Raw genomic sequence first — 18,528 nt, 5'->3', positions numbered from 1 at the left:
ACGTCAGCCTGCTGTGGCATTGCGGAAGGTCAGGAGTTGCCGCTCCAGTTGATGCGCCGGCAGTAGCAATACACGAACTGCTGTACCTTGCCCGACGGCGTGTGGTGCTCTTCCTTCTGGTGCTTCAGCAAGGTGAAGGCATCGCCGAATTCGTCGTGCAGCTCGTCCGCGCGATAGCGCATCACCGGCAGGCCGCTGCATTGCAGCGGACCGTCCTCGGCGAACGTGGCAACGATGACATGCCCTCCCGGCTTGACCGCATTGAACACGGTGCGCACGTAAGCATTGCGCTGCTGTTGGCTGGTCAGGAAATGGAACACGGCGCGGTCGTGCCAGACATCGTAGCGCCTGGCAGGCAGGTCGACCTCGGTGATATCCGCCTCGATCCAGCGCACCTTGGCCTCTTCCTTCCCCAGACGCTGGCGCGCCGCATTCAGGGCCGCAGCGGAGAGATCGAGCACCGTCAGGTCGCGATAGCCTTCTGCCAGCAGGTCGTCCACCAGCGTCGACGCACCTCCGCCGACATCGATGATGCCTGCATCCTTGTCGGCAGTGGCTGCCTTGATCAGGTCGAGTGATAACTGCGCGTGCGGCTGGAACCAGCTCACCGTATCGGTAGGCTTGGTCGCATATACCGTTTCCCAATGATCTTTAGGTTGCATACCGGCCTCCCGTTTAATAGTCACACCCAATCCCTGGGCACCAGATACTTGTCGTACAACTCCGCTTCCGGCGTCCCCTTCTCCGGGTGCCAGTCGTAGCGCCATTTCACCAGCGGCGGCATGGACAGCAGGATGGATTCGGTGCGGCCGTTCGACTGCAGGCCGAAGATGGTGCCGCGGTCGATGACCAGGTTGAACTCGACATAGCGGCCGCGGCGATAGAGCTGGAAGTCGCGCTCGCGTTCGCCGTAGGGCATGTCCTTGCGCTTCTCCAGCAGCGGCACGTAGGCAGACAGGTAATGGTCGCCGACGCTTTGCTGGATGGCAAAGGCGGTGTCGAAATCCGGCTCGCTCATGTCGTCGAAGAAGATGCCGCCCACACCGCGCGGTTCGCCGCGGTGCTTGAGGAAGAAGTACTCGTCGCACCATTTCTTGAAGCGCGGATGCAGCGATGGATCGAATGGGGCCAGCGAGTTCTTGCAGATCTGGTGGAAATGTTTCGCATCTTCCTCGAAGCCGTAGTAAGGCGTTAGGTCCATGCCGCCGCCGAACCAGAACACTTTATCGCCATTGGGTTTGTGCGCCATGAACATGCGCACGTTGGCATGCGAGGTCGGTGCGTAGGGATTGCGCGGATGCATCACCAGCGACACGCCCATCGCCTCCCAGCTGCAGCCCGCCAGTTCCGGGCGGTGCGCCGTGGCGGAGGCAGGCATCTTGTCGCCCTGCACATGCGAGAACGCCACGCCGCCGCGCTCCAGCACATTGCCCTCTTCTATGATGCAGCTGATACCCTCTCCCTTGCCGATGCCGCCGCTGCCGGTGGCGCGCTCCCATTTGTCGCGCAGGAATTTCTTGCCGTCCACCTGCTCCAGACGGTCGACGATGAGCTCTTGCAGCTCCAGCAGGTATTCTTTGACGGCGGCGGAATTGACGTTGCTCATGACCCTACTCTCCCTTGGTTCTGTTTTAATTTCTGACGATTCTACCATCCATCCAAGTGCGTATCGTCGATGGCCGCTTGCGCTTGCCCACCTTGCCGCGCAGCACCCAGACCTGCTTTCCGAACAGGCGCCGGCATTCGGCATAGGTCTTGACCGGACGTTGCCCGCTCAGGTTGGCACTGGTGGAGACCAGTGCGCTGCCCGCGCTGCGGCACAGCTGCCTGGCCAGCGGGTGCGCGGTCAGCCGCACCGCCAGCGTGTCATGCTCACCGCGCAGCCAGCGCGGGCAGGAAGGCCGGACCGGCATCAGGTAGGTGACGGCCTGCGCACCATCGTGCTGCAGCCTGGCCTGTTCGGCAGGTGCAAGCGGCTGCAGATAGCGAGCCACCTGGCGATAATGTGAAGCGATGAGGATCAGGCCCTTGCGTTGCGGACGCTGCTTGAGTTTGAGCAAACGCTGCACCGCCCGACGGTTGTCCGGATCGCAGCCGAAGCCGTAGCAGGATTCGGTGGGATAGGCGATGAGACCACCGCGCTTGAGGTGGGAAGCAAGCCGACGGGATGAGAAGGTTGCGCGTCGCAATCGCTGCCCCAAAGTTCAGACCGGCAGGCCTGGATCTTATTTCCGGCCGATGGCGCGATAGCCGATATCCCGCCGCATCTGACAACCATCGAAGCGGATGGTATCGGCGACTTCGTAAGCGCGCTTCTGCGCCTGCTTCACCATATCGCCCAGCGCTACCACGCACAGCACGCGTCCGCCGTTGGTGACGACCTTGCCGTCCTGCATGGCGGTGCCGGCATGGAACACATGCGCGTCTTCCAGCTTCTTCGGCAAGCCCGCGATGATGTCGCCCTTGCGCGGCGTATCGGGATAGTTGGCCGCGGCCATCACCACGCCCAGCGCAGTGCGTCGATCCCATTCCGCCTCGACCTTGTCCAAGGTGCCGTTGATGGCATGTTCGACGATGGCGGCGAAGTCGCTCTTCAGGCGCAGCATGATGGGCTGCGTCTCCGGGTCGCCCATGCGGCAGTTGAATTCCAGCACCTTGATGCCGCCTTGCGGATCGATCATCAGGCCAGCGTACAGGAAGCCGGTATAGGTGATGCCTTCGCTTTCCATGCCGCGCACCACCGGCTGGATGACTTCGCGCAGCACCTTGGCATGGATCGTCGGCGTGACCACCGGCGCCGGGGAGTACGCACCCATGCCGCCGGTGTTGGGGCCGTTGTCACCATCGAGCAAACGTTTGTGGTCCTGGCTGGTCGCCATCGCCAGCACGTTTTTGCCGTCGGCCATGACGATGAAGCTGGCTTCTTCGCCTTCGAGGAATTCTTCGATCACCACGCGCGCTCCGGCATCGCCGAATTCATTGTCCGCCAGCATCATCTTGATTGCAGATTTGGCTTCTGGCTGTGATTCCGCTACTACCACACCTTTACCCGCCGCCAATCCATCTGCTTTGACCACAATGCGACCGTTCTTGTGGTGCTTTTCAACATAAGCAAACGCTTCTTCGACATCGGTGAAGGTTTCGAAGAACGCAGTGGGGATGTTGTGGCGCGTCATGAAGCGCTTGGCGAAATCCTTGGAGGATTCGAGCTGCGCCGCCGCCTTGGTGGGTCCGAATATCTTCAGTCCCGCCGCGCGGAATGCGTCGACCACGCCGGCCGCCAGCGGCGCTTCCGGGCCGACCACGGTGAGTTCGATGCTCTCGCGTTTCACGAATTCGATGAGTTCAGGGATGGCAGTGATGGCGACGTTCTCCACGCCCTCTTCCAGCGCCGTACCCGCATTGCCCGGCGCGACATACACTTTCTGCACCTTGGCGCCCTGCGCCAGACGCCAGGCCAGCGCGTGCTCGCGACCGCCGGAACCGATGACTAATATTTTCATTTCAACCTCAAAGTGGCGAATAACTCAAATTCCTTCCCCTTACAGAGGGAAGGTTAGGATGGGGGTAGAAATGCGAAATGGAAGCAAACGCTTCTACCCCCTCCCTAGCCCTCCGCCTGCAAAGGGAGGGGACGTTATACGTTAGTGGCGGAAGTGCCTGTAGCCGGTAACCACCATGGCGATGCCATGCTCGTCCGCCGCCGCGATGACTTCCTCGTCACGCATCGAACCGCCGGGCTGGATGACCGCCTTTGCGCCGGCTTCCGCCAACACATCGACGCCGTCGCGGAACGGGAAGAAGGCATCCGACGCGACAACTGAGCCCGTCAGGCTGAGGCCTGCGTTCTGTGCCTTGATGCTGGCGATGCGAGTGGAATCCACCCGGCTCATCTGGCCCGCGCCGACACCCAGTGTCTGGCCGCCCTTGCAGAACACGATGGCGTTGGACTTGACGTACTTTGCCACGCGCCACGCGAACAGCAGGTCGACCAATTGTTCCCTGGTGGGCTGCGCCTTGGTGACGACCTTGAGCTGCGAAGCCTGCACATTGAGCGCATCCGGCGTCTGCACCAGCAGGCCGCCGCTCACGCGCTTGAAGTCGAACTGGTTATGCGCGTTCGACAGCGGCACGGAAAGCACTCGCACGTTCTGCTTGGCGGCGGTGACCTTTAATGCGGCTTCGGTGGCGGAGGGCGCAATGATGACTTCGACAAACTGGTTGGTGGTGATCTGCGTGGCAGTCTCGGCATCCAGTTCGCGGTTGAAGGCGATGATGCCGCCGAACGCGGAGGTGGTGTCGGTCGCATAGGCCAGCTTGTAGGCGTTCAGCGCGGTGTCGGCGATGGCGACGCCGCAGGGGTTGGCGTGCTTGACGATGACGCAGGCCGGTTCGTCGAAGGTCTTCACCAGCTCCCATGCCGCATCGGAATCGCCGATGTTGTTGTAGCTGAGTTCCTTGCCCTGCAGCTGGGTGTAGCCGGCGATGCCGCCGGGCAGGGTGATGAGGTCGCGGTAGAACGCGGCCTTCTGGTGCGGGTTCTCGCCGTAGCGCATCTCCTGCACCTTGGCAAAGTTGAAGTTGATCTGCGCCGGAAAGTCGCTCTTGCTGCCGTCGCCGTTGATGGCGGTGAGGTAGTTGCTGATCATGCTGTCGTAGGCAGCGGTGTGCGAGAACGCCTTCTTGGCCAGGTCGAAACGCGTTGCATCGCTGACGGTGCACTTGTTGGTCTGCATCTCGGCCAGCACGTCGGCGTAATCGGCCGGGTCGGTGACGATGGCGACATGCGCGTGGTTCTTGGCGGCGGAGCGCACCATGGTCGGGCCGCCGATGTCGATGTTCTCGATGGCGTCTTCCAGCGTGCAGCCGGGCTTGGCGATGGTCGCCGCGAACGGGTACAGGTTCACTACCACCAGGTCGATGGTCGGGATGTCGTGCTTCTTCAGCGTGGCGACATGTTCCGGCAGGTCGCGGCGCGCCAGGATGCCGGCGTGCACTTTCGGCTGCAGCGTCTTCACGCGCCCGTCCAGCATCTCGGGGAAGCCGGTGTAGTCCGCCACTTCGGTGACCGGGATCTTGTTGTCGGCCAGCAGTTTGGCCGTGCCGCCGGTGGACAGGATCTTCACGCCAAGCGCATGCAGCCCCTGGGCGAATTCGAGAACGCCGGATTTGTCCGACACGCTGATGAGAGCTTGAGTGATGGCCATGTGGATTTTTTCCTTAAATTTGGATCTTTATTTGATGCGATGGTCCTGCATCTTCTTGCGCAGGGTGTTGCGATTGATGCCGAGCAATTCGGCGGCGCGCGTCTGGTTGCCGCCGGCATGGTGCAACACGGTCTCGATCAGCGGCTTTTCCGCGCAACAGATCACCATGTCGTATATCCCGCACGACGGCTCTTCGCCGTCGAGGTCCTTGAAATAGTCGTTCACCGCCTTGCGCACGTGCTTGGCGATATCGTTCTCGTTGATGCCGCAATCTTCGGTCATGCTGCCCCCTTGTTATCCACTACCCCGGCTCTGCATGCAGCAAATCGGGACGCGCCATGCCTGTGGATGCATGCGCGCCCAGTCTGCCGGCTATGCCGCCATCTCCCCTTCATAAAGCAGTCGTTCGCTGCCCGTTTTTTGTTCTTCAAAAAATTCCGTGACGGCCTGCATCTGTTCGTCCACGCTCTCCAGCTGGTTCATGCGATGGCGGAACACGGCCGAACCGGGCAGGCCTTTGGTATACCAGGAGATGTGCTTGCGCGCCACGCGCAGCCCGGTGTGTTCGCCGTAGAAATCGTACAGGTCGTGCATATGGGCGATCAGCACGTCCTGTATCTCGCCGACGTGCGGCGCAAGCAGGTGCGTACCGGTCTGCAGGAAATGCTCGATCTCGCGGAACAGCCAGGGCCGCCCCTGTGCGGCGCGGCCGATCATCACCGCATCGGCACCGGTGTGCTGCAGCACGAAGCGCGCTTTTTCCGGGGTGGTGATGTCACCGTTGGCGATGATAGGGATGTTCACTTCCGCCTTCACCGCACGGATGGTGTCGTATTCGGCATCGCCGGTGTAAGCGCAGGCTCGCGTGCGGCCATGGATGGCCAGTGCCTGGATGCCGCTGGATTGGGCGATGCGCGCGATGTTCACCGCATTGCGGTTGGCCTTGTCCCAGCCGGTGCGAATTTTCAGGGTGACCGGCACGTCCACCGCGCCAACCACCGCCTCAAGGATCTCGGCCACCAGCTTTTCGTTCTGCATCAGCGCAGAACCGGCCATTACATTGCAGATCTTCTTGGCCGGACAGCCCATGTTGATATCGATGATCTGTGCGCCATGATCGACGTTGTAGCGGGCAGCCTGCGCCAGCATGGCAGGATCGGCGCCGACGATCTGTACCGAGATCGGGTCGACCTCGCCTTCGTGGTTAGCGCGGCGCTTGGTCTTCTCGGAGCCGTACAGCAGCGAATTGGAGGCCACCATCTCGGACACCGCCATGCCAGCGCCCATGCGCTTGCACAGCATGCGGAACGGCCTGTCGGTCACACCCGCCATGGGGGCAACGACAAGATTGTTTTTCAGTTTATAGCGTCCGATCTGCATGGCGATTTCCGAAGGGGGCGGCGATTATAAATTAATCAATCCGCCCATGCTATGATGCACAGAGATTTTTCTGCGAACGGGCATCGACATGGACTTCGATATCGTTATCATCGGCGGCGGACTGGTGGGGGCCAGCTTGGCCTGCGCGCTCCGCAACAGCGGCCTGCGCTTGGCCTTGATCGAAGGCCAGCCCTTGCCCAGGCTCGATTCCGGCTGGGATAGCCGGATCTACGCATTCACCCCCGGCAACGTGGATTTTCTGCACGAATGCGGTGCATGGCAACGCCTGGATGCATCACGCATACAACAGGTGGAAGAAATGCGCGTGTTCGGCGATACCGGCTCCAGGCTGAATTTCAGCGCCTATGAGATCGGCGCGCCTGAGCTGGCCTTCATCCTGGAAAGCCGCCTGTTGCAGCACGCGCTGTGGCAAGGCCTCGAAACACAGGACAACCTCACGTTGCTGCACCCTGCGCAATGTGCCGATCTGACCGTACAGGAAGATGCCGCCCGCCTGCGTCTGCAGGACGGTCGTGAGATCCGCGCCAGGCTCGTTGTTGGTGCGGACGGCCGCGATTCCTGGGTGCGCCATCAGGCAGTCATGCCGGAAGCACCCACGCCGTATCATCAGCACGGAGTGGTCGCCAACTTCAGCATCTCCAAGGCACATCGCGGCATCGCATATCAATGGTTCCAGCCTGACGGCATCCTTGCCCTGCTGCCGCTGCCGGGCAAGCGCATTTCCATCGTATGGTCGGTCAGCCCGGAGCAATCAGCCGAATTGCTGGCGCTCACTCACGAAGCATTCTGTGCACGCGTATCCGAGGCCTCGAACCACACGCTGGGAGAATTGCAAGTCATCACTCCGCCGGCCGCTTTTGCCTTGCGTGTGCTGAACCTGGCGCACCTGGCCAAGCCGCGCCTGGCGCTGATCGGCGATGCCGCCCATAACGTGCATCCGCTCTCTGGACAGGGCGTGAACCTTGGCCTGCGCGATGTGCGTGAACTGGCAAAGGTATTGTCGCAACGCGGTGCACTGGATTGCGGCGATATCAGCCTGTTGCGGCGCTACGAAAAAGCACGCCAGGGCGATATCATGTCCATGCAGCTCACCACCGACACCCTGAAGAACCTGTTCGTCAACGACAACCCGCTGCTGCGCACCTTGCGCAATGCAGGCCTCGACGCAACCAACCGGATCGTGCCGCTGAAGAAAATGCTGGTGCGCCACGCGCTCAATTGATTCTTTCCTCAAGGATGTAACAAATGCTCAGAACCCTGCTGTTATTGCTGCTTTCCGTCTCTTTCGCCCACGCAGCCGAGACCGACAAGACTGCCGCCGCCATCAAGGACACGCTGCTCAAGAACTACGAACAGCTGATCGGCCCGGTCGACCAGGTCAACAAGTCGCCGATCCCCGGCTTATACGAAGTGGTGACGGGAGATCACATCTTCTATACCGACAAGACCGCGCAATACCTCATCGATGGCAGCATGTTCGACCTGAAGGCAAGGCAGAACATCACCCAGGCGCGTGCGCAGAAATTGTTCGCGATCGATTTCAGCAAGCTGCCGCTGGAACTCGCCGTGAAGAAGGTCAAGGGTAACGGCAGCCGCAAGATGGCCTATTTCGCCGATCCGAACTGCGGTTTCTGCAAGAAGCTGGAGCACGAACTGGAAAGCGTGAACAACGTCACGCTATACCTGTTCCTCTACCCCATCTTCCCGGGCTCACCGGAAAAAGTGCAGGCGATCTGGTGCAGCCCGGATCCGGCCAAGGCCTGGGACGACCTGATGCTGAAGGGCATACAACCGGCGGCCGCCAAGTGTGACGCCCCTACCGAGAAAGTAATGGCGCTGGGCAGGAACCTCAAGGTGAACGGCACGCCGGCGCTGGTCTTCGCCAATGGGGTCGTCAATCCCGGTTACCTACCTGCCGCCGAGCTGGAAAAGGCGCTGGATAACAACAAATAAGCGGCAACGGCAGGCAATCTTGCGCAACCTGTTCCGGCACCTCGCCACACTGAGTGCCACCTTGTGGGTGGGCGGCATGTGGATGCTCGGCTACGTGGCCGTACCCGTGCTGTTCAGGTGGCTGCCCGACCGCCAGATGGCCGGCATGGTGGCAGGCCAGATGTTCACCCTGCTGGCTTACATCGGCATCGGTTGTGCACTGTACCTGCTCGCCTTTCAGTTGCGGCAATCCGGCCAAGCTGCGCCAAGAAGCCGCCCCTTCCTCGTCACCCTCGCGATGTTGCTGCTCGTCCTCGTCGGGCAATTCGGACTGCAGCCCATCCTCGCCAGCCTCAAGGCACAGGCCTTGCCGCTGGAAGTGATGCAGAGTGCCTTCGCGGCACAGTTCAGGACCTGGCACGCCGTATCCGGCATTCTCTACCTGATACAGAGCTTGCTCGGCATCGTACTGGTGCTGGATACAAGGGGCAAATGACCGCCCCGCTTCGCGCATCGGGAAGATAGCAGTCAATACTGATGCGCAGGGAAGCCGAACGTCAGGCTGCCTGCGCCGCGGCCTGATGGGAATGCAGGAACCAGCGATCCAGTACCACATGGCGGGTGAACCACCTGTTGCCCAGCAGCACCCCGCCAAGCAGCGTGCGCATGAACGCCGGCCCCATGCCCTCAGTCGTCACGGTTGGCCCAAAACGCGCGATCAGGCCGTCGCGGTAGGGGCGCAATTGTTGTTCGCGGTAATCTTCGCGCGCCTCCAGGATGCTGGCGGCGGCCATGAGACCGGACTCGACGGCCGGCCGGATTCCCTCGCCGCTTTGCGGATAGGCCAACCCGGCCGCATCGCCGACGAGCAGTACGCCGTCGCCGATCTGGCTGCGGACGGCATGTCCATAGAGCAGGTAAGCATGCCCATGAAAACGGTCCGGGATATCCTGCGGGATCCTGCCGCGCTGCTTCAGGAAATTGCAAAAATGGGCCAGATGATCGGAAAGGTGATGACTCCCCTCGCGTCCCAGCCCGATATTGAGATAGCTGCCCTTGCGGAAGCACCATCCATACCCTTTCAGGTCGCGGCAAAAATATAGTTCAGGCATATTCCCCTGCACGCGGCAGTCTTCGCTCTGCGCCATGTTCAGCCTGAATTCGATTTCTTTTGCGGCGATCACGGGTTCGTCGGCCCCCAGCTTGGCCCCCATGTGGCGGGCCACGGGGCAGAAATGCCCGCCGGCACCGACGAGCATCGGGGTCGAGATGGCTTCGTTGACGATCCAGAACCTGCCATCCCGACGCAAGGAGTTCAGGCCCTGGCCAAGCAGCAGACGGGCTGCCGAACGGCGCAGCAGATAGTCGTCGAATTCGTAGCGGCGAATACCGTAACTCACCGTGTCCGCATAGCGGGTCTCCAGATTGCCGCCATCGATCAGGCCGGTGCGGAAGGCCGTGATCGGCTGCAACACATGTTGCCCGGCGTACTCCGCCATATCGAGTTGCAAGGCCTCCAGCACCGCCGGGGTGACCCAGCCGGCGCACACCTTGTCGCGCGGGAATAATGCCTTGTCCATGACCATCACATCCATGCCATGCCGACGCAGTTGCCAGGCACAGCTCGATCCCGCCGGGCCGCCGCCCACAATGAGCACATCACAGTTTTGCATGATCTGCTCCAGTGGAAGGATGTGCCGTTTCATACAGGTATTGCCGGGTCCAGGGAATCTGGTTGTTCCCTGCACGCGCAAAGGAAACCTGGAACAGTTGCATGTCGCCGGTCTTGAAGGTGGTCAGGGAGCCGGCCAGGTACAGCCGCCACGCACGCACGAACCTTTCATCGAACATCTCCTGCACGCGCTCGACGTTATCCTCGTACCGCTGCAGCCAGTGTTCGAGCGTCCTGGCATAGTGCATGCGCAGGTTCTCCACATCCAGAACGGAAAAATCGAACGGTTCGAAGATCTGCATCATCTGCGCAAGACTCGGCGGACTGGCGCCGGGGAAAATATGGCGTTCCGCCCAGGCATCCATCGGGCGGGGATAGTTCAGCCCTATGGTGTGGATCAGGCCCCGTCCCTCCGGTTTGAGGCACCGGTCTAAGACCGCTCCCAGCTCCTGGTAATGCTCCGTCCCCACATGTTCCAGCATGCCGACCGAAACGAAAGCGTCGAACTTGCCGCGCACGTTGCGGTAGTCGTCTTCGACGAATTCGACCATGCCATCCAGCCCTTCGGCGGCAGCGCGCTGCCGGGCAAAGGCGATCTGCTCCGTGGAGATGTTGTAGGCACGCACCTTCGCCCCGTAGTGCCTCGCCATGTGCATGGCCAGGGCACCCCAGCCGCAGCCGGCCTCCACTACGGCATCGCCGGGCTGCAGGCGCAGCTTGCGGCAAACGTGATCCATTTTGGCGAGCTGCGCCTCCTCCAGGCTGGCGGCACCATGCGAAAAATACGCACAGGTATAGACCATCCGCTCCTCCAGCCAGAGCTTGTAGAAACTGTTGCCGATGTCGTAGTGGTGCCGGATGTTGCGCCGCGCGCCGATGATGGTGTTGCGCCGCACATCGTAGATGGGCGCCAGCAGTTTTTTCACCACCTTGTCCTGGCTGCGCAACGGCCAGACCCTGAATACCGCCTCGAGGAATTCCAGCAGGTTGCCCTGCACCTCGATGCGTCCCTCGGAGTACAGTTCGCCGAAATAAAGCTCATGGTCGATGAACAGTTTCACCAGCGCACCAGGATCGCGGATGACCACGCGCGCTACGCTGCTGCCATGGTTGGCCTCTATCACCAGGCCGTTCCACAGCACCACCTGTACCGGCGGATTGCCAAGAGCATTCATGATCTTCGCCAGCAGCAACCGCGCGCCGGCAGACAGCATGCCGCCAAAGGTCATTGGCGGCTCGGCAGCAGATGCCAGGTAGTTGTATTCACCGCGAATCGTTTTGCTGGAAGGTTCTTCTGCTCGTTCTGACCTCATGTCCGCTCCCTGGCTTGTTTTCGACCGGTCTATTTCATTGCAGGACGCCTGCTTCAGGCATTCGGACGGGGAGCGCCATCCGAAGGCCGAACGATCACGCGCAAAATGGGATGCGCCCCATATTCCAGCTGGGAGAAGAACAGCTCGCTGAAGAATGCCTCGCCGTCCCTGTCCATTGCCCAGAAAAGATGCCCGCAATGGGACAGGAAGAGCAAACGCGAATTGATCAGTCCGTTGCTCAACAACGCGGTATCGGACAGCTGCGGAAACAGCAGCGAGATATGATGCTGCGCCAGCTCGTTGCGGCTGAAGCCGAACAGCTCTTCGCCGGCATCGGTGCAATCCTGGATCATCCCGCCTTGGTCCAGCGTAAGCGCAGCCGGCTCGCTCATCCCCGACCGATATTGCATCGAGCCGAAAACCTGTGTTTGTAACGCGTCCATGGTCAGTGATCCTTTCTTCCGCTGGAGCTGATTTCGGCCTCGGCCGCCAACCAGTCGTCGAGCTCGTACCCCGGGGCAAAACCTCTGGCCGCGGATTTGTAATAGGCGCTTATCTCGATTTTTTCTCGCAAGTCCGGGGGGATCGGGGGGGGAATATCGGCAATCTGGCGACTCGATTTGCTTTGTTTGCTCGGTCTCATGTCACGCTCCCTGATCAAGATATTGATAAATGGGTGTGCTGGGACGATTAAATGTACGCCGCTATTCTGGCCGGATAAATACGGGAATATACGTAGGTGTTATTGGAAGCTGTCCTCCAGTTGGCTAGAATAGCGGGCATATAGCCTAGATGAACTTCCTCCGAACTCAGACCAACTACTTAGAAGGAACGATATTGCTGATACGCATCGGCGTTTTCATCTTCTGGCTGATCCATTTCCTGCCTTTCCGGGTGATCGTCGCCATCGGCAATGGGCTCGGCACACTGCTTTACCCATTGGCCGGCGAGCGCCGCAAGGTCGGCATGATCAATCTGGCGTTGTGCTTCCCCGACATGAGCGATGCAGTGCGCAGGAAGCTGGTGCGCGAGCACTTCAAGGTGTTCTGCCGCAGCCTGATCGAGCGCAGCATCCTGTGGTGGTCCAGTGCCGATCGGATACTCGGCCTGATCCGGGTCGAAGGCGTCGAACATTTCGAGGCAATCAAGGACAAGCCTTCCATCTTGCTGATGCCGCATTTCGTCGGCATGGATATCGGCGGACAGTGGGTCGCGCTGCACACCGACGGCGTCAGCATGTATGCGAACCAGAAGAACAGGTATCTGACCGAACTGTTGCTGAAAAAGCGCGGGCGTTTCCGCCATCAACACCTTTATTCGCGCCAGCAAGGACTGCGCCCCATCCTGAAATGCATCCGGGCAGGCAGACCCTTCTTTTATCTCCCGGATCAGGACCAGGGTGTGAAGGATGGTGCATTCATCCCCTTCTTCGGCGTGCCCGCAGCAACCATGACTTCGGTGCCGCGCATCGCACAAATGACCGGCGCCAGGGTCGTGCCCTGCGTCACCCGCCTGCTGCCCGGCGGGGAAGGATACGTGCTGACCTTCTATCCGGCCTGGGAGAACTATCCTAGCGGGGATGACATCGCCGATACGCGACGCGTGAACGAATTCATCGAACAAAGGGTGCAGGAAATCCCGGAACAATATTTCTGGTTGCACAAGCGCTTCAAGACCCGCCCCGAGGGAGCGCCCCCGCTCTATCCGAAGTGATGCGGCCGCATCAATTCAATGCCGGTTCGCCGCCCCGCGGGAACAGCACCCACATGCGCCCGGGCTGTTTCATGCTGCCGGCACGCACCGCTGCATAGTCACCGAAGCCCCAGAAGAAGTCGGCACGTACCGCGCCCTTGATCGCACCGCCGGTATCCTGCGCGAACATGAGGCGGTTGAGGGGATTGCCGCTGTTCGGATAAGTAGTGGACAGGAACACCGGCACGCCCAGCGGGATGGTGCGCGGATCGACAGCGATGCTGTATTCATTGGTCAGCGGCACGCCCAGTGCACCGAGCGGCGCGGAAAGCGAATCCGGCAGCACGCGGAAGAAGACATAGCTGGGGTTCTGTCCCAGCAGCACAAATAGCCGCTCTGGATTCTTCACGGCCCAATTCTTGATGCCCTGCATGGAGGCTTCTTCCGGCTTGAGCTCGCCCATGTCGATGAGTTTCTTGCCGATCGAGGCATAGCCATGCCCGTTCTGGTCGGCATACCCCACCTTCACGCGCGTACCGTCTTCAAGTTCGATCCGCCCGGAACCCTGTATCTGCAGGAAGAACAGCTCGACCGGATCCTCCACCCAGAACAGCTCGCGTCCTTTCAGCGACTGATCGAGGCCGGCATCGATCTCGGCACGGTTGAAATAAGGCACGACGCGCTTCCCTTCCAGTCGGCCGCGCACCCGCTGCCCCCTGAATTGCGGATAAAGCTCGCCCATGTCCACTTCAAGCATGTCATCCGGCGGCGCATAGAGGGGATAGGCGAAGCGCTTGCTGCGCGTGCGGCTGCCCTTCAGCAGCGGTTCGTAATAGCCGGTGATGAGACCGGTGTCGGTTCCGTCGGGATTGAACACCTGGTAGGGCGTGAACCAGGTCTCGTAGAAAGCGCGTTGCGCCGCGACATCGTCGCTGCCTATCTTCGCCGCCGCAGCGCAAATGGGCAACCACACCGGCTTCAGGCGGAGCGCGCGGCAGCTTTGCTGCATTGCCGGCCACGAGGCGGACAAGTCCGGCGCAGGCCAATCCGGCAACATCTCCCACTTGCTGACCATGAAGTCGGGGGCGACCTTGCCGACCGGCACCTTGACCTCCACCGGTACCGGCTTCGGCGCCTGACAGGCTGCAAGCAACAACCCCAAAGCCAGTGCCAGCCAGATCGACCTGTCCCGGATCATGATTGCCTTCATCGCCTAGTGAAGTACGCGCGGGACGCTCAGCACGAATTGGGGGATGGGAACTGAGAATTCCCCACCGTCCTCGACCTGCATCTGGTAGCTGCCCGACATGGTGCCGACCTGCGTGGCCAGCACGGTGCCGCTGGTGTATTCGAAACTCTGCCCCGGCTTGATGACCGGCTGCTCGCCCACCACGCCCTTCCCCCTGACTTCCTGCACATGGTTGTTGGCGTCATTGATGATCCAGTGGCGACTCAGCAATTGCACGGCGCGCTCGCCCTCGTTGGTGAGCGTGATGGTATATGCGAACACATAACGGTTGTCGGCTTCGTCGGATTGGTCGGCAAGGTAACGCACTTGCACGGAGACCTGGATGCGGTAGCGGGAGGAATCTTCCATCGCGGCATTTCACCGTATTTTGCACGCCATGACAAGCGGCGTTTCGCTGCGCGCCGACAATCGCCCGGATTGCGCACCGGCTAATGCTGCCGGATCAGCCCGAGCCTTCTCAGGATATTGACGGCGGTGGTGGAAACGCGGAATTTCTCCGGCATCTCGACTTTATGCGCCTTCACCAGCTCCGGCACCTCGGCATACGCGAGGTGGCGCTGCAACGCGGCGTGCAGCTGCACCTTCAGGGTCGGGACGCTGATCGGCTTGTGCAGGATGCGGAACACCTGCGCCTGGTTGATGAGGTCGATCACCAGTTCGGCATCCTTGGCCTTGGTTGCGATGATGGAAAGGATCTGCGGATATTCCTGTTTCAACAGCTTGAGCATCGAAGTCAGCCGCTCCTGGCTCGATTCGACATCCGCGATGACGACGGCGATTTCATGTTTCTTCAGCAGGCTCAACGCAGTATCGGTATCCTCCGCGTAAAACACCGGGCACAGGCTTCCGATCAGCTCCCGAACCACGCGGAAGACCTCCTCGTCTTCGTCGATCACCAGCACGCCTGCCGCCATCTTTTCCGGCAAGGGCACGGCGGCGGACTTCGTGTTGGCCAGTTCGAACGCGATCGTCGCCGCCTCTCCCACCAGCGTCTGCAGCGCCTGGTTGTCCCAGGGCTTGTTGATGAACCGGTACACTTCGCCGTCGTTGATCGAGCCCACGATGGAGGCCAGGTCGGAATAGCCGGTCAACAGGATGCGCACGCTGCGCGGCGAGATCTCGCGCGACCGGCGCAGCATCTCCACTCCCGTCATGACCGGCATGCGCTGGTCGCTGATGATGACGTGCATCTGGTAGCGGGTCAGGAAATCCAGCGCCTTGTTGCCGTCGGTCGTGGTGAACACATGGTAACGCTGGCGGAACAGCGATTTCAGCGCCGTCAGGATGCGCTCCTCGTCATCCACGATCAGCAGGTTGGCTTTCTTCAGGCCCGGCTCCAGCGTGATCGGACTGTCCCCGAAAGCTTCCTGCGGCGCGTCTGCATTGTGTCCGTTCACCGCATCGAACCTGAGCCCGCGAGCGGCATCCAGCAACTTCGACGCATCGGGGAGGCTCGCTGCGGTCTTCGGCTTGCCCTGATCGATCAGCGCGTCGATCGCATCCCGGAAGGCATCGGCGAATTCCTGCGCCGTCTGGTAACGGTCGGCAGGCTTCTTTGCCAGGACCTTGCCCAGCACCTGGTCGATCTCGGGCGACAGCGCGGGGTTCAGCGCAGAGGGTTTTTCGGGCACGGCATTGACCACTTGCTGCATGATGGCAGCGACCGTACCGGTGAACGGTTTCCTGCCGGTCAGCAGCTCATAGGCCAGGATGCCGATCGAGTACAGGTCCGTGGTCCGGTCGATTTTGGCCCCGGTGAATTGTTCGGGTGACATGTACGACGGCGTGCCGACCAGTTCGCCGGCCCTGGTCAGTTCGGACGAATCGATGCGCGCGATGCCGAAGTCGTTGATCTTGATGCGCCCGTCATTGTTGATCATGACGTTGGCCGCCTTCAGGTCGCGGTGGATCACGCCTTGCGCATGGGCATAGCCGATGCCGTCCAGGGTCTGCAAGATGATCTGCGCCACTTCCTGCAGGCCGAACTTCTCGTTGGCCGCCAGGTGGTGTGCAAGCGTCTTGCCGTTGACCAGCTCCATGATGATGTAGGCCGCCTGCTCATCCTCGATGTAATCGTAGATCTGCACGATGCGCGGATGCACCAGCCGGCCCACCGCCTGTGCCTCGTGGCGGAAGCGCTGCAACACATGCTCGCGATCCCCCTCCGGCAAGGCGCTCTTGTTGACGCCCTTGATCGCCACCTCCCGCGAGATGGCTGGATCCCAGCCCTTGTAGACGATGCCCATGCCTCCGCTGCCGAGTTCGCCCTGGATCTGGTACTTGCCGATTTTTTTCACGGGTTCGTTCATGGACCGGACTAGCCCTCCAGTTGCGCTTCGTCAGGCGGCGTCAGCGGCAGCCACACGGTGAACTTCGTCCCCACATTGGGCTTCGAGTCGACGCTGATCCTGCCGCCATGCTGCTGGATGATCTTGTAGGAGATGGACAGTCCCAGGCCGGTGCCTTTGCCGACCTCCTTGGTCGTGAAGAACGGATCGAATATCTTGGACATGACCTCGGCCGGAATGCCGGATCCGTCATCCTCCACATCGACCGCGACACCTTCACCGTCGGCACGGGAGGTCAGGGTGAGCGTCCCATGCTCGCCCGGCATGGCCTGTATGGCGTTGGTGACCAGGTTCAGGAACACCTGGTTGATTTGCGAGGGGGCACAGGTGATCTCCGGGATGGCGCCGAAATTCTTGACCACCTTGACGGACTTGAGCTGGTGCTTGGCCAGCAGCAGGGTATTGTTCAGGCTTTCGTTCAGGTTGGTGTGCGCGACCTTGCTGCGATCAAGCCGGCTGAAGTTCTTCAGGTTGCCGACGATCTCCGACACCTGGCCGGTGCCGAACAGGCCGTCCTTGACCAGCTTGCTCAATTCCTCGATGACATGCTGCTGCTTCAGCGTACCGAGCAGCATGCTCGTTTGCTGGAACTCGCGCGACAGCCCTTCCGCATCGTCGCCTGCCCGCAGGAATTCGAGCAGCTTGTCGCAGTGATCCAGCGTATCGCCGATAGCCGGCAGCTGCTCGGAGACCTGCCCCAGACTGTTCTTCACGTAGGCCAGCGGCGTGTTGATCTCGTGCGCGACTCCCGCCACCATTTGCCCGAGCGAGGACATCTTTTCCGACTGAATCAATTGCGTCTCGGATTCCTTCAGATGCTTCAGGGCATCCGACAACTCGCGCGTGCGCGCCTCGACCCGATGCTCCAGGGTCTGGTTCGCTGCCCTCAACCTGGCCCCGAAATAGATCAGCAATACCAGCAGGGCCGATGCGTAATACACCAGATAAATGCGGTAACGCTCTTTTTCCTGCAGCGCATCTTCCAGCTCGCTATTGAACGACAATGTCAGGTTGATCAGTCGCGGCCCCGTGCTCAATCCTTCCAGCCGGGTGAAATGCCCCAGTTCCACCGGAACATGTTCCAGCAGCGACTGCACCGCAGTTGCGATCCGCGCCTGCTCGTTCGAGCCTGGCAACAGGGTACCCAGTTGCGCCACCGAATCCTGCAGGATGAGCTGCCGGGATTCTTCCCCGTGCAGGAAATATTGCGGGGCGGTCTCGCCCAGCCGGCTCAATACCTGCAACAAGGATGGCGATGATTTTTGCGTCCGCTGCTGTGCCGTCAATTCGGCTACCGCACCCATCAGGTCCTGCAGCATCGCCTTGTTGGCCCGGTTTTCGGACAGGAATTGCTGCACCAGTTCGGACTTCAGCTGTATGGCGCTTCTGAGTTCGGGCAGGCCGCTCCTGAGTGCCTTGCTGGAAGTCAGCCCGGCGAAACGGGTAATGTCGCGCAGCGCTTTTTCGCCGGAATCGGTACGGACTGCCGGCATATCCTGCCCGCCCAGATCGATGCGCGCGCGCTGCACTTCCATATCCCAGCGGCCATCGATCTCCTTGACCTCGTTCAGCAGGCTCATCACCTCGTTCTGCTCGCGCAGATCGACCGCCTGGGTCTTATCGTAAAAAAACCACAGGGCACCCAGCATGATCGAGACCACCAGCCCCATCAGAATGTTCTGCTCGATCTCAGATCTGTTCATATCAACCCTGT

General features: G+C 60.9%; 19 protein-coding genes. 4 read left to right on the top strand and 15 right to left on the bottom strand.

The features are described from left to right. Positions 1-29 precede the first annotated feature (29 nt). The 7 genes from L6418_RS00985 to dusB form a co-directional block, all read right to left on the bottom strand. Positions 30-662, bottom strand: a complete 633-nt coding sequence (locus L6418_RS00985) for a class I SAM-dependent methyltransferase (protein ID WP_237247623.1) — start codon at positions 660-662, stop codon at positions 30-32. Between the two features lie 20 nt (positions 663-682). Next, complete coding sequence (hemF, locus tag L6418_RS00980; RefSeq protein WP_237247622.1) at positions 683-1,606, bottom strand: oxygen-dependent coproporphyrinogen oxidase; 924 nt, start codon at positions 1,604-1,606, stop codon at positions 683-685. 25 nt (positions 1,607-1,631) lie between these two features. After that, positions 1,632-2,189, bottom strand: coding sequence for an L-threonylcarbamoyladenylate synthase (locus L6418_RS00975; RefSeq protein WP_237247621.1), 558 nt, complete (start codon positions 2,187-2,189; stop codon positions 1,632-1,634). Between the two features lie 36 nt (positions 2,190-2,225). Then, positions 2,226-3,503: a phosphoribosylamine--glycine ligase gene (gene purD / locus L6418_RS00970; protein WP_237247620.1), complete on the bottom strand. Its 1,278-nt coding sequence runs from the start codon at positions 3,501-3,503 to the stop codon at positions 2,226-2,228. 141 nt (positions 3,504-3,644) lie between these two features. Next, complete coding sequence (gene purH / locus L6418_RS00965; RefSeq protein ID WP_237247619.1) at positions 3,645-5,207, bottom strand: bifunctional phosphoribosylaminoimidazolecarboxamide formyltransferase/IMP cyclohydrolase; 1,563 nt, start codon at positions 5,205-5,207, stop codon at positions 3,645-3,647. A 27-nt stretch (positions 5,208-5,234) separates the two neighbouring features. Beyond that, on the bottom strand, positions 5,235-5,489 hold the full coding sequence (locus L6418_RS00960) for a helix-turn-helix domain-containing protein (RefSeq protein WP_237247618.1): 255 nt from the start codon (positions 5,487-5,489) through the stop codon (positions 5,235-5,237). Positions 5,490-5,579: 90 nt separating this feature from the next. Beyond that, positions 5,580-6,587, bottom strand: coding sequence for a tRNA dihydrouridine synthase DusB (gene dusB / locus L6418_RS00955; RefSeq protein WP_237247617.1), 1,008 nt, complete (start codon positions 6,585-6,587; stop codon positions 5,580-5,582). Positions 6,588-6,675: 88 nt separating this feature from the next. On the opposite strand from dusB, the gene L6418_RS00950 reads away from it, so the two are divergent. Genes L6418_RS00950 through L6418_RS00940 form a run of 3 tightly spaced genes read left to right on the top strand, consistent with a single transcriptional unit; the run spans position 6,676 to position 9,036 of the window. Then, positions 6,676-7,830: a UbiH/UbiF family hydroxylase gene (locus tag L6418_RS00950; protein ID WP_237247616.1), complete on the top strand. Its 1,155-nt coding sequence runs from the start codon at positions 6,676-6,678 to the stop codon at positions 7,828-7,830. Between the two features lie 23 nt (positions 7,831-7,853). Beyond that, on the top strand, positions 7,854-8,561 hold the full coding sequence (locus tag L6418_RS00945) for a DsbC family protein (protein ID WP_237247615.1): 708 nt from the start codon (positions 7,854-7,856) through the stop codon (positions 8,559-8,561). Positions 8,562-8,580: 19 nt separating this feature from the next. After that, complete coding sequence (locus L6418_RS00940) at positions 8,581-9,036, top strand: DUF4149 domain-containing protein (RefSeq protein ID WP_237247614.1); 456 nt, start codon at positions 8,581-8,583, stop codon at positions 9,034-9,036. Positions 9,037-9,097: 61 nt separating this feature from the next. Here the strand turns inward: L6418_RS00940 and L6418_RS00935 are convergent, their stop codons facing one another. The 4 genes from L6418_RS00935 to L6418_RS00920 are packed head-to-tail and all read right to left on the bottom strand — an operon-like array spanning position 9,098 to position 12,168. Next, positions 9,098-10,213, bottom strand: coding sequence for an NAD(P)/FAD-dependent oxidoreductase (locus tag L6418_RS00935; RefSeq protein WP_237247613.1), 1,116 nt, complete (start codon positions 10,211-10,213; stop codon positions 9,098-9,100). Continuing rightward, the gene (locus tag L6418_RS00930) at positions 10,200-11,525 is read right to left on the bottom strand and encodes a cyclopropane-fatty-acyl-phospholipid synthase family protein (RefSeq protein ID WP_237247612.1); all 1,326 of its coding nucleotides are present in this window, start codon (positions 11,523-11,525) and stop codon (positions 10,200-10,202) included. The genes L6418_RS00935 and L6418_RS00930 overlap by 14 nt, the downstream gene beginning before the upstream one ends. Positions 11,526-11,578: 53 nt before the next feature. After that, a complete protein-coding gene (locus L6418_RS00925; protein WP_237247611.1) occupies positions 11,579-11,968 on the bottom strand; it encodes a PAS domain-containing protein in 390 nt (129 codons plus the stop codon). 2 nt (positions 11,969-11,970) lie between these two features. Next, the gene (locus L6418_RS00920) at positions 11,971-12,168 is read right to left on the bottom strand and encodes a DUF2934 domain-containing protein (RefSeq protein ID WP_237247610.1); all 198 of its coding nucleotides are present in this window, start codon (positions 12,166-12,168) and stop codon (positions 11,971-11,973) included. Positions 12,169-12,362: 194 nt separating this feature from the next. On the opposite strand from L6418_RS00920, the gene L6418_RS00915 reads away from it, so the two are divergent. Continuing rightward, complete coding sequence (locus tag L6418_RS00915) at positions 12,363-13,238, top strand: lysophospholipid acyltransferase family protein (RefSeq protein ID WP_237247609.1); 876 nt, start codon at positions 12,363-12,365, stop codon at positions 13,236-13,238. Positions 13,239-13,248: 10 nt separating this feature from the next. On the opposite strand, the gene L6418_RS00910 is transcribed toward L6418_RS00915, so the two are convergent. From L6418_RS00910 to L6418_RS00895, 4 genes are all read right to left on the bottom strand, one after another. Further along, positions 13,249-14,415, bottom strand: a complete 1,167-nt coding sequence (locus L6418_RS00910; RefSeq protein WP_237247608.1) for a murein transglycosylase A — start codon at positions 14,413-14,415, stop codon at positions 13,249-13,251. A 15-nt stretch (positions 14,416-14,430) separates the two neighbouring features. Continuing rightward, a complete protein-coding gene (gene apaG, locus L6418_RS00905; protein WP_237247607.1) occupies positions 14,431-14,814 on the bottom strand; it encodes a Co2+/Mg2+ efflux protein ApaG in 384 nt (127 codons plus the stop codon). Positions 14,815-14,894: 80 nt separating this feature from the next. Further along, complete coding sequence (locus L6418_RS00900; protein WP_237247606.1) at positions 14,895-16,775, bottom strand: protein kinase domain-containing protein; 1,881 nt, start codon at positions 16,773-16,775, stop codon at positions 14,895-14,897. Positions 16,776-16,783: 8 nt separating this feature from the next. Further along, complete coding sequence (locus tag L6418_RS00895; protein ID WP_237247605.1) at positions 16,784-18,517, bottom strand: ATP-binding protein; 1,734 nt, start codon at positions 18,515-18,517, stop codon at positions 16,784-16,786. Positions 18,518-18,528 lie beyond the last annotated feature (11 nt).

The organism is Sideroxyarcus emersonii (genome assembly GCF_021654335.1).
GTDB lineage: Bacteria > Pseudomonadota > Gammaproteobacteria > Burkholderiales > Gallionellaceae > Sideroxyarcus > Sideroxyarcus emersonii.
The sequence above is the reverse complement of the archived record's forward strand: the minus strand, read 5'-3'. Positions and strand labels throughout refer to the sequence as shown.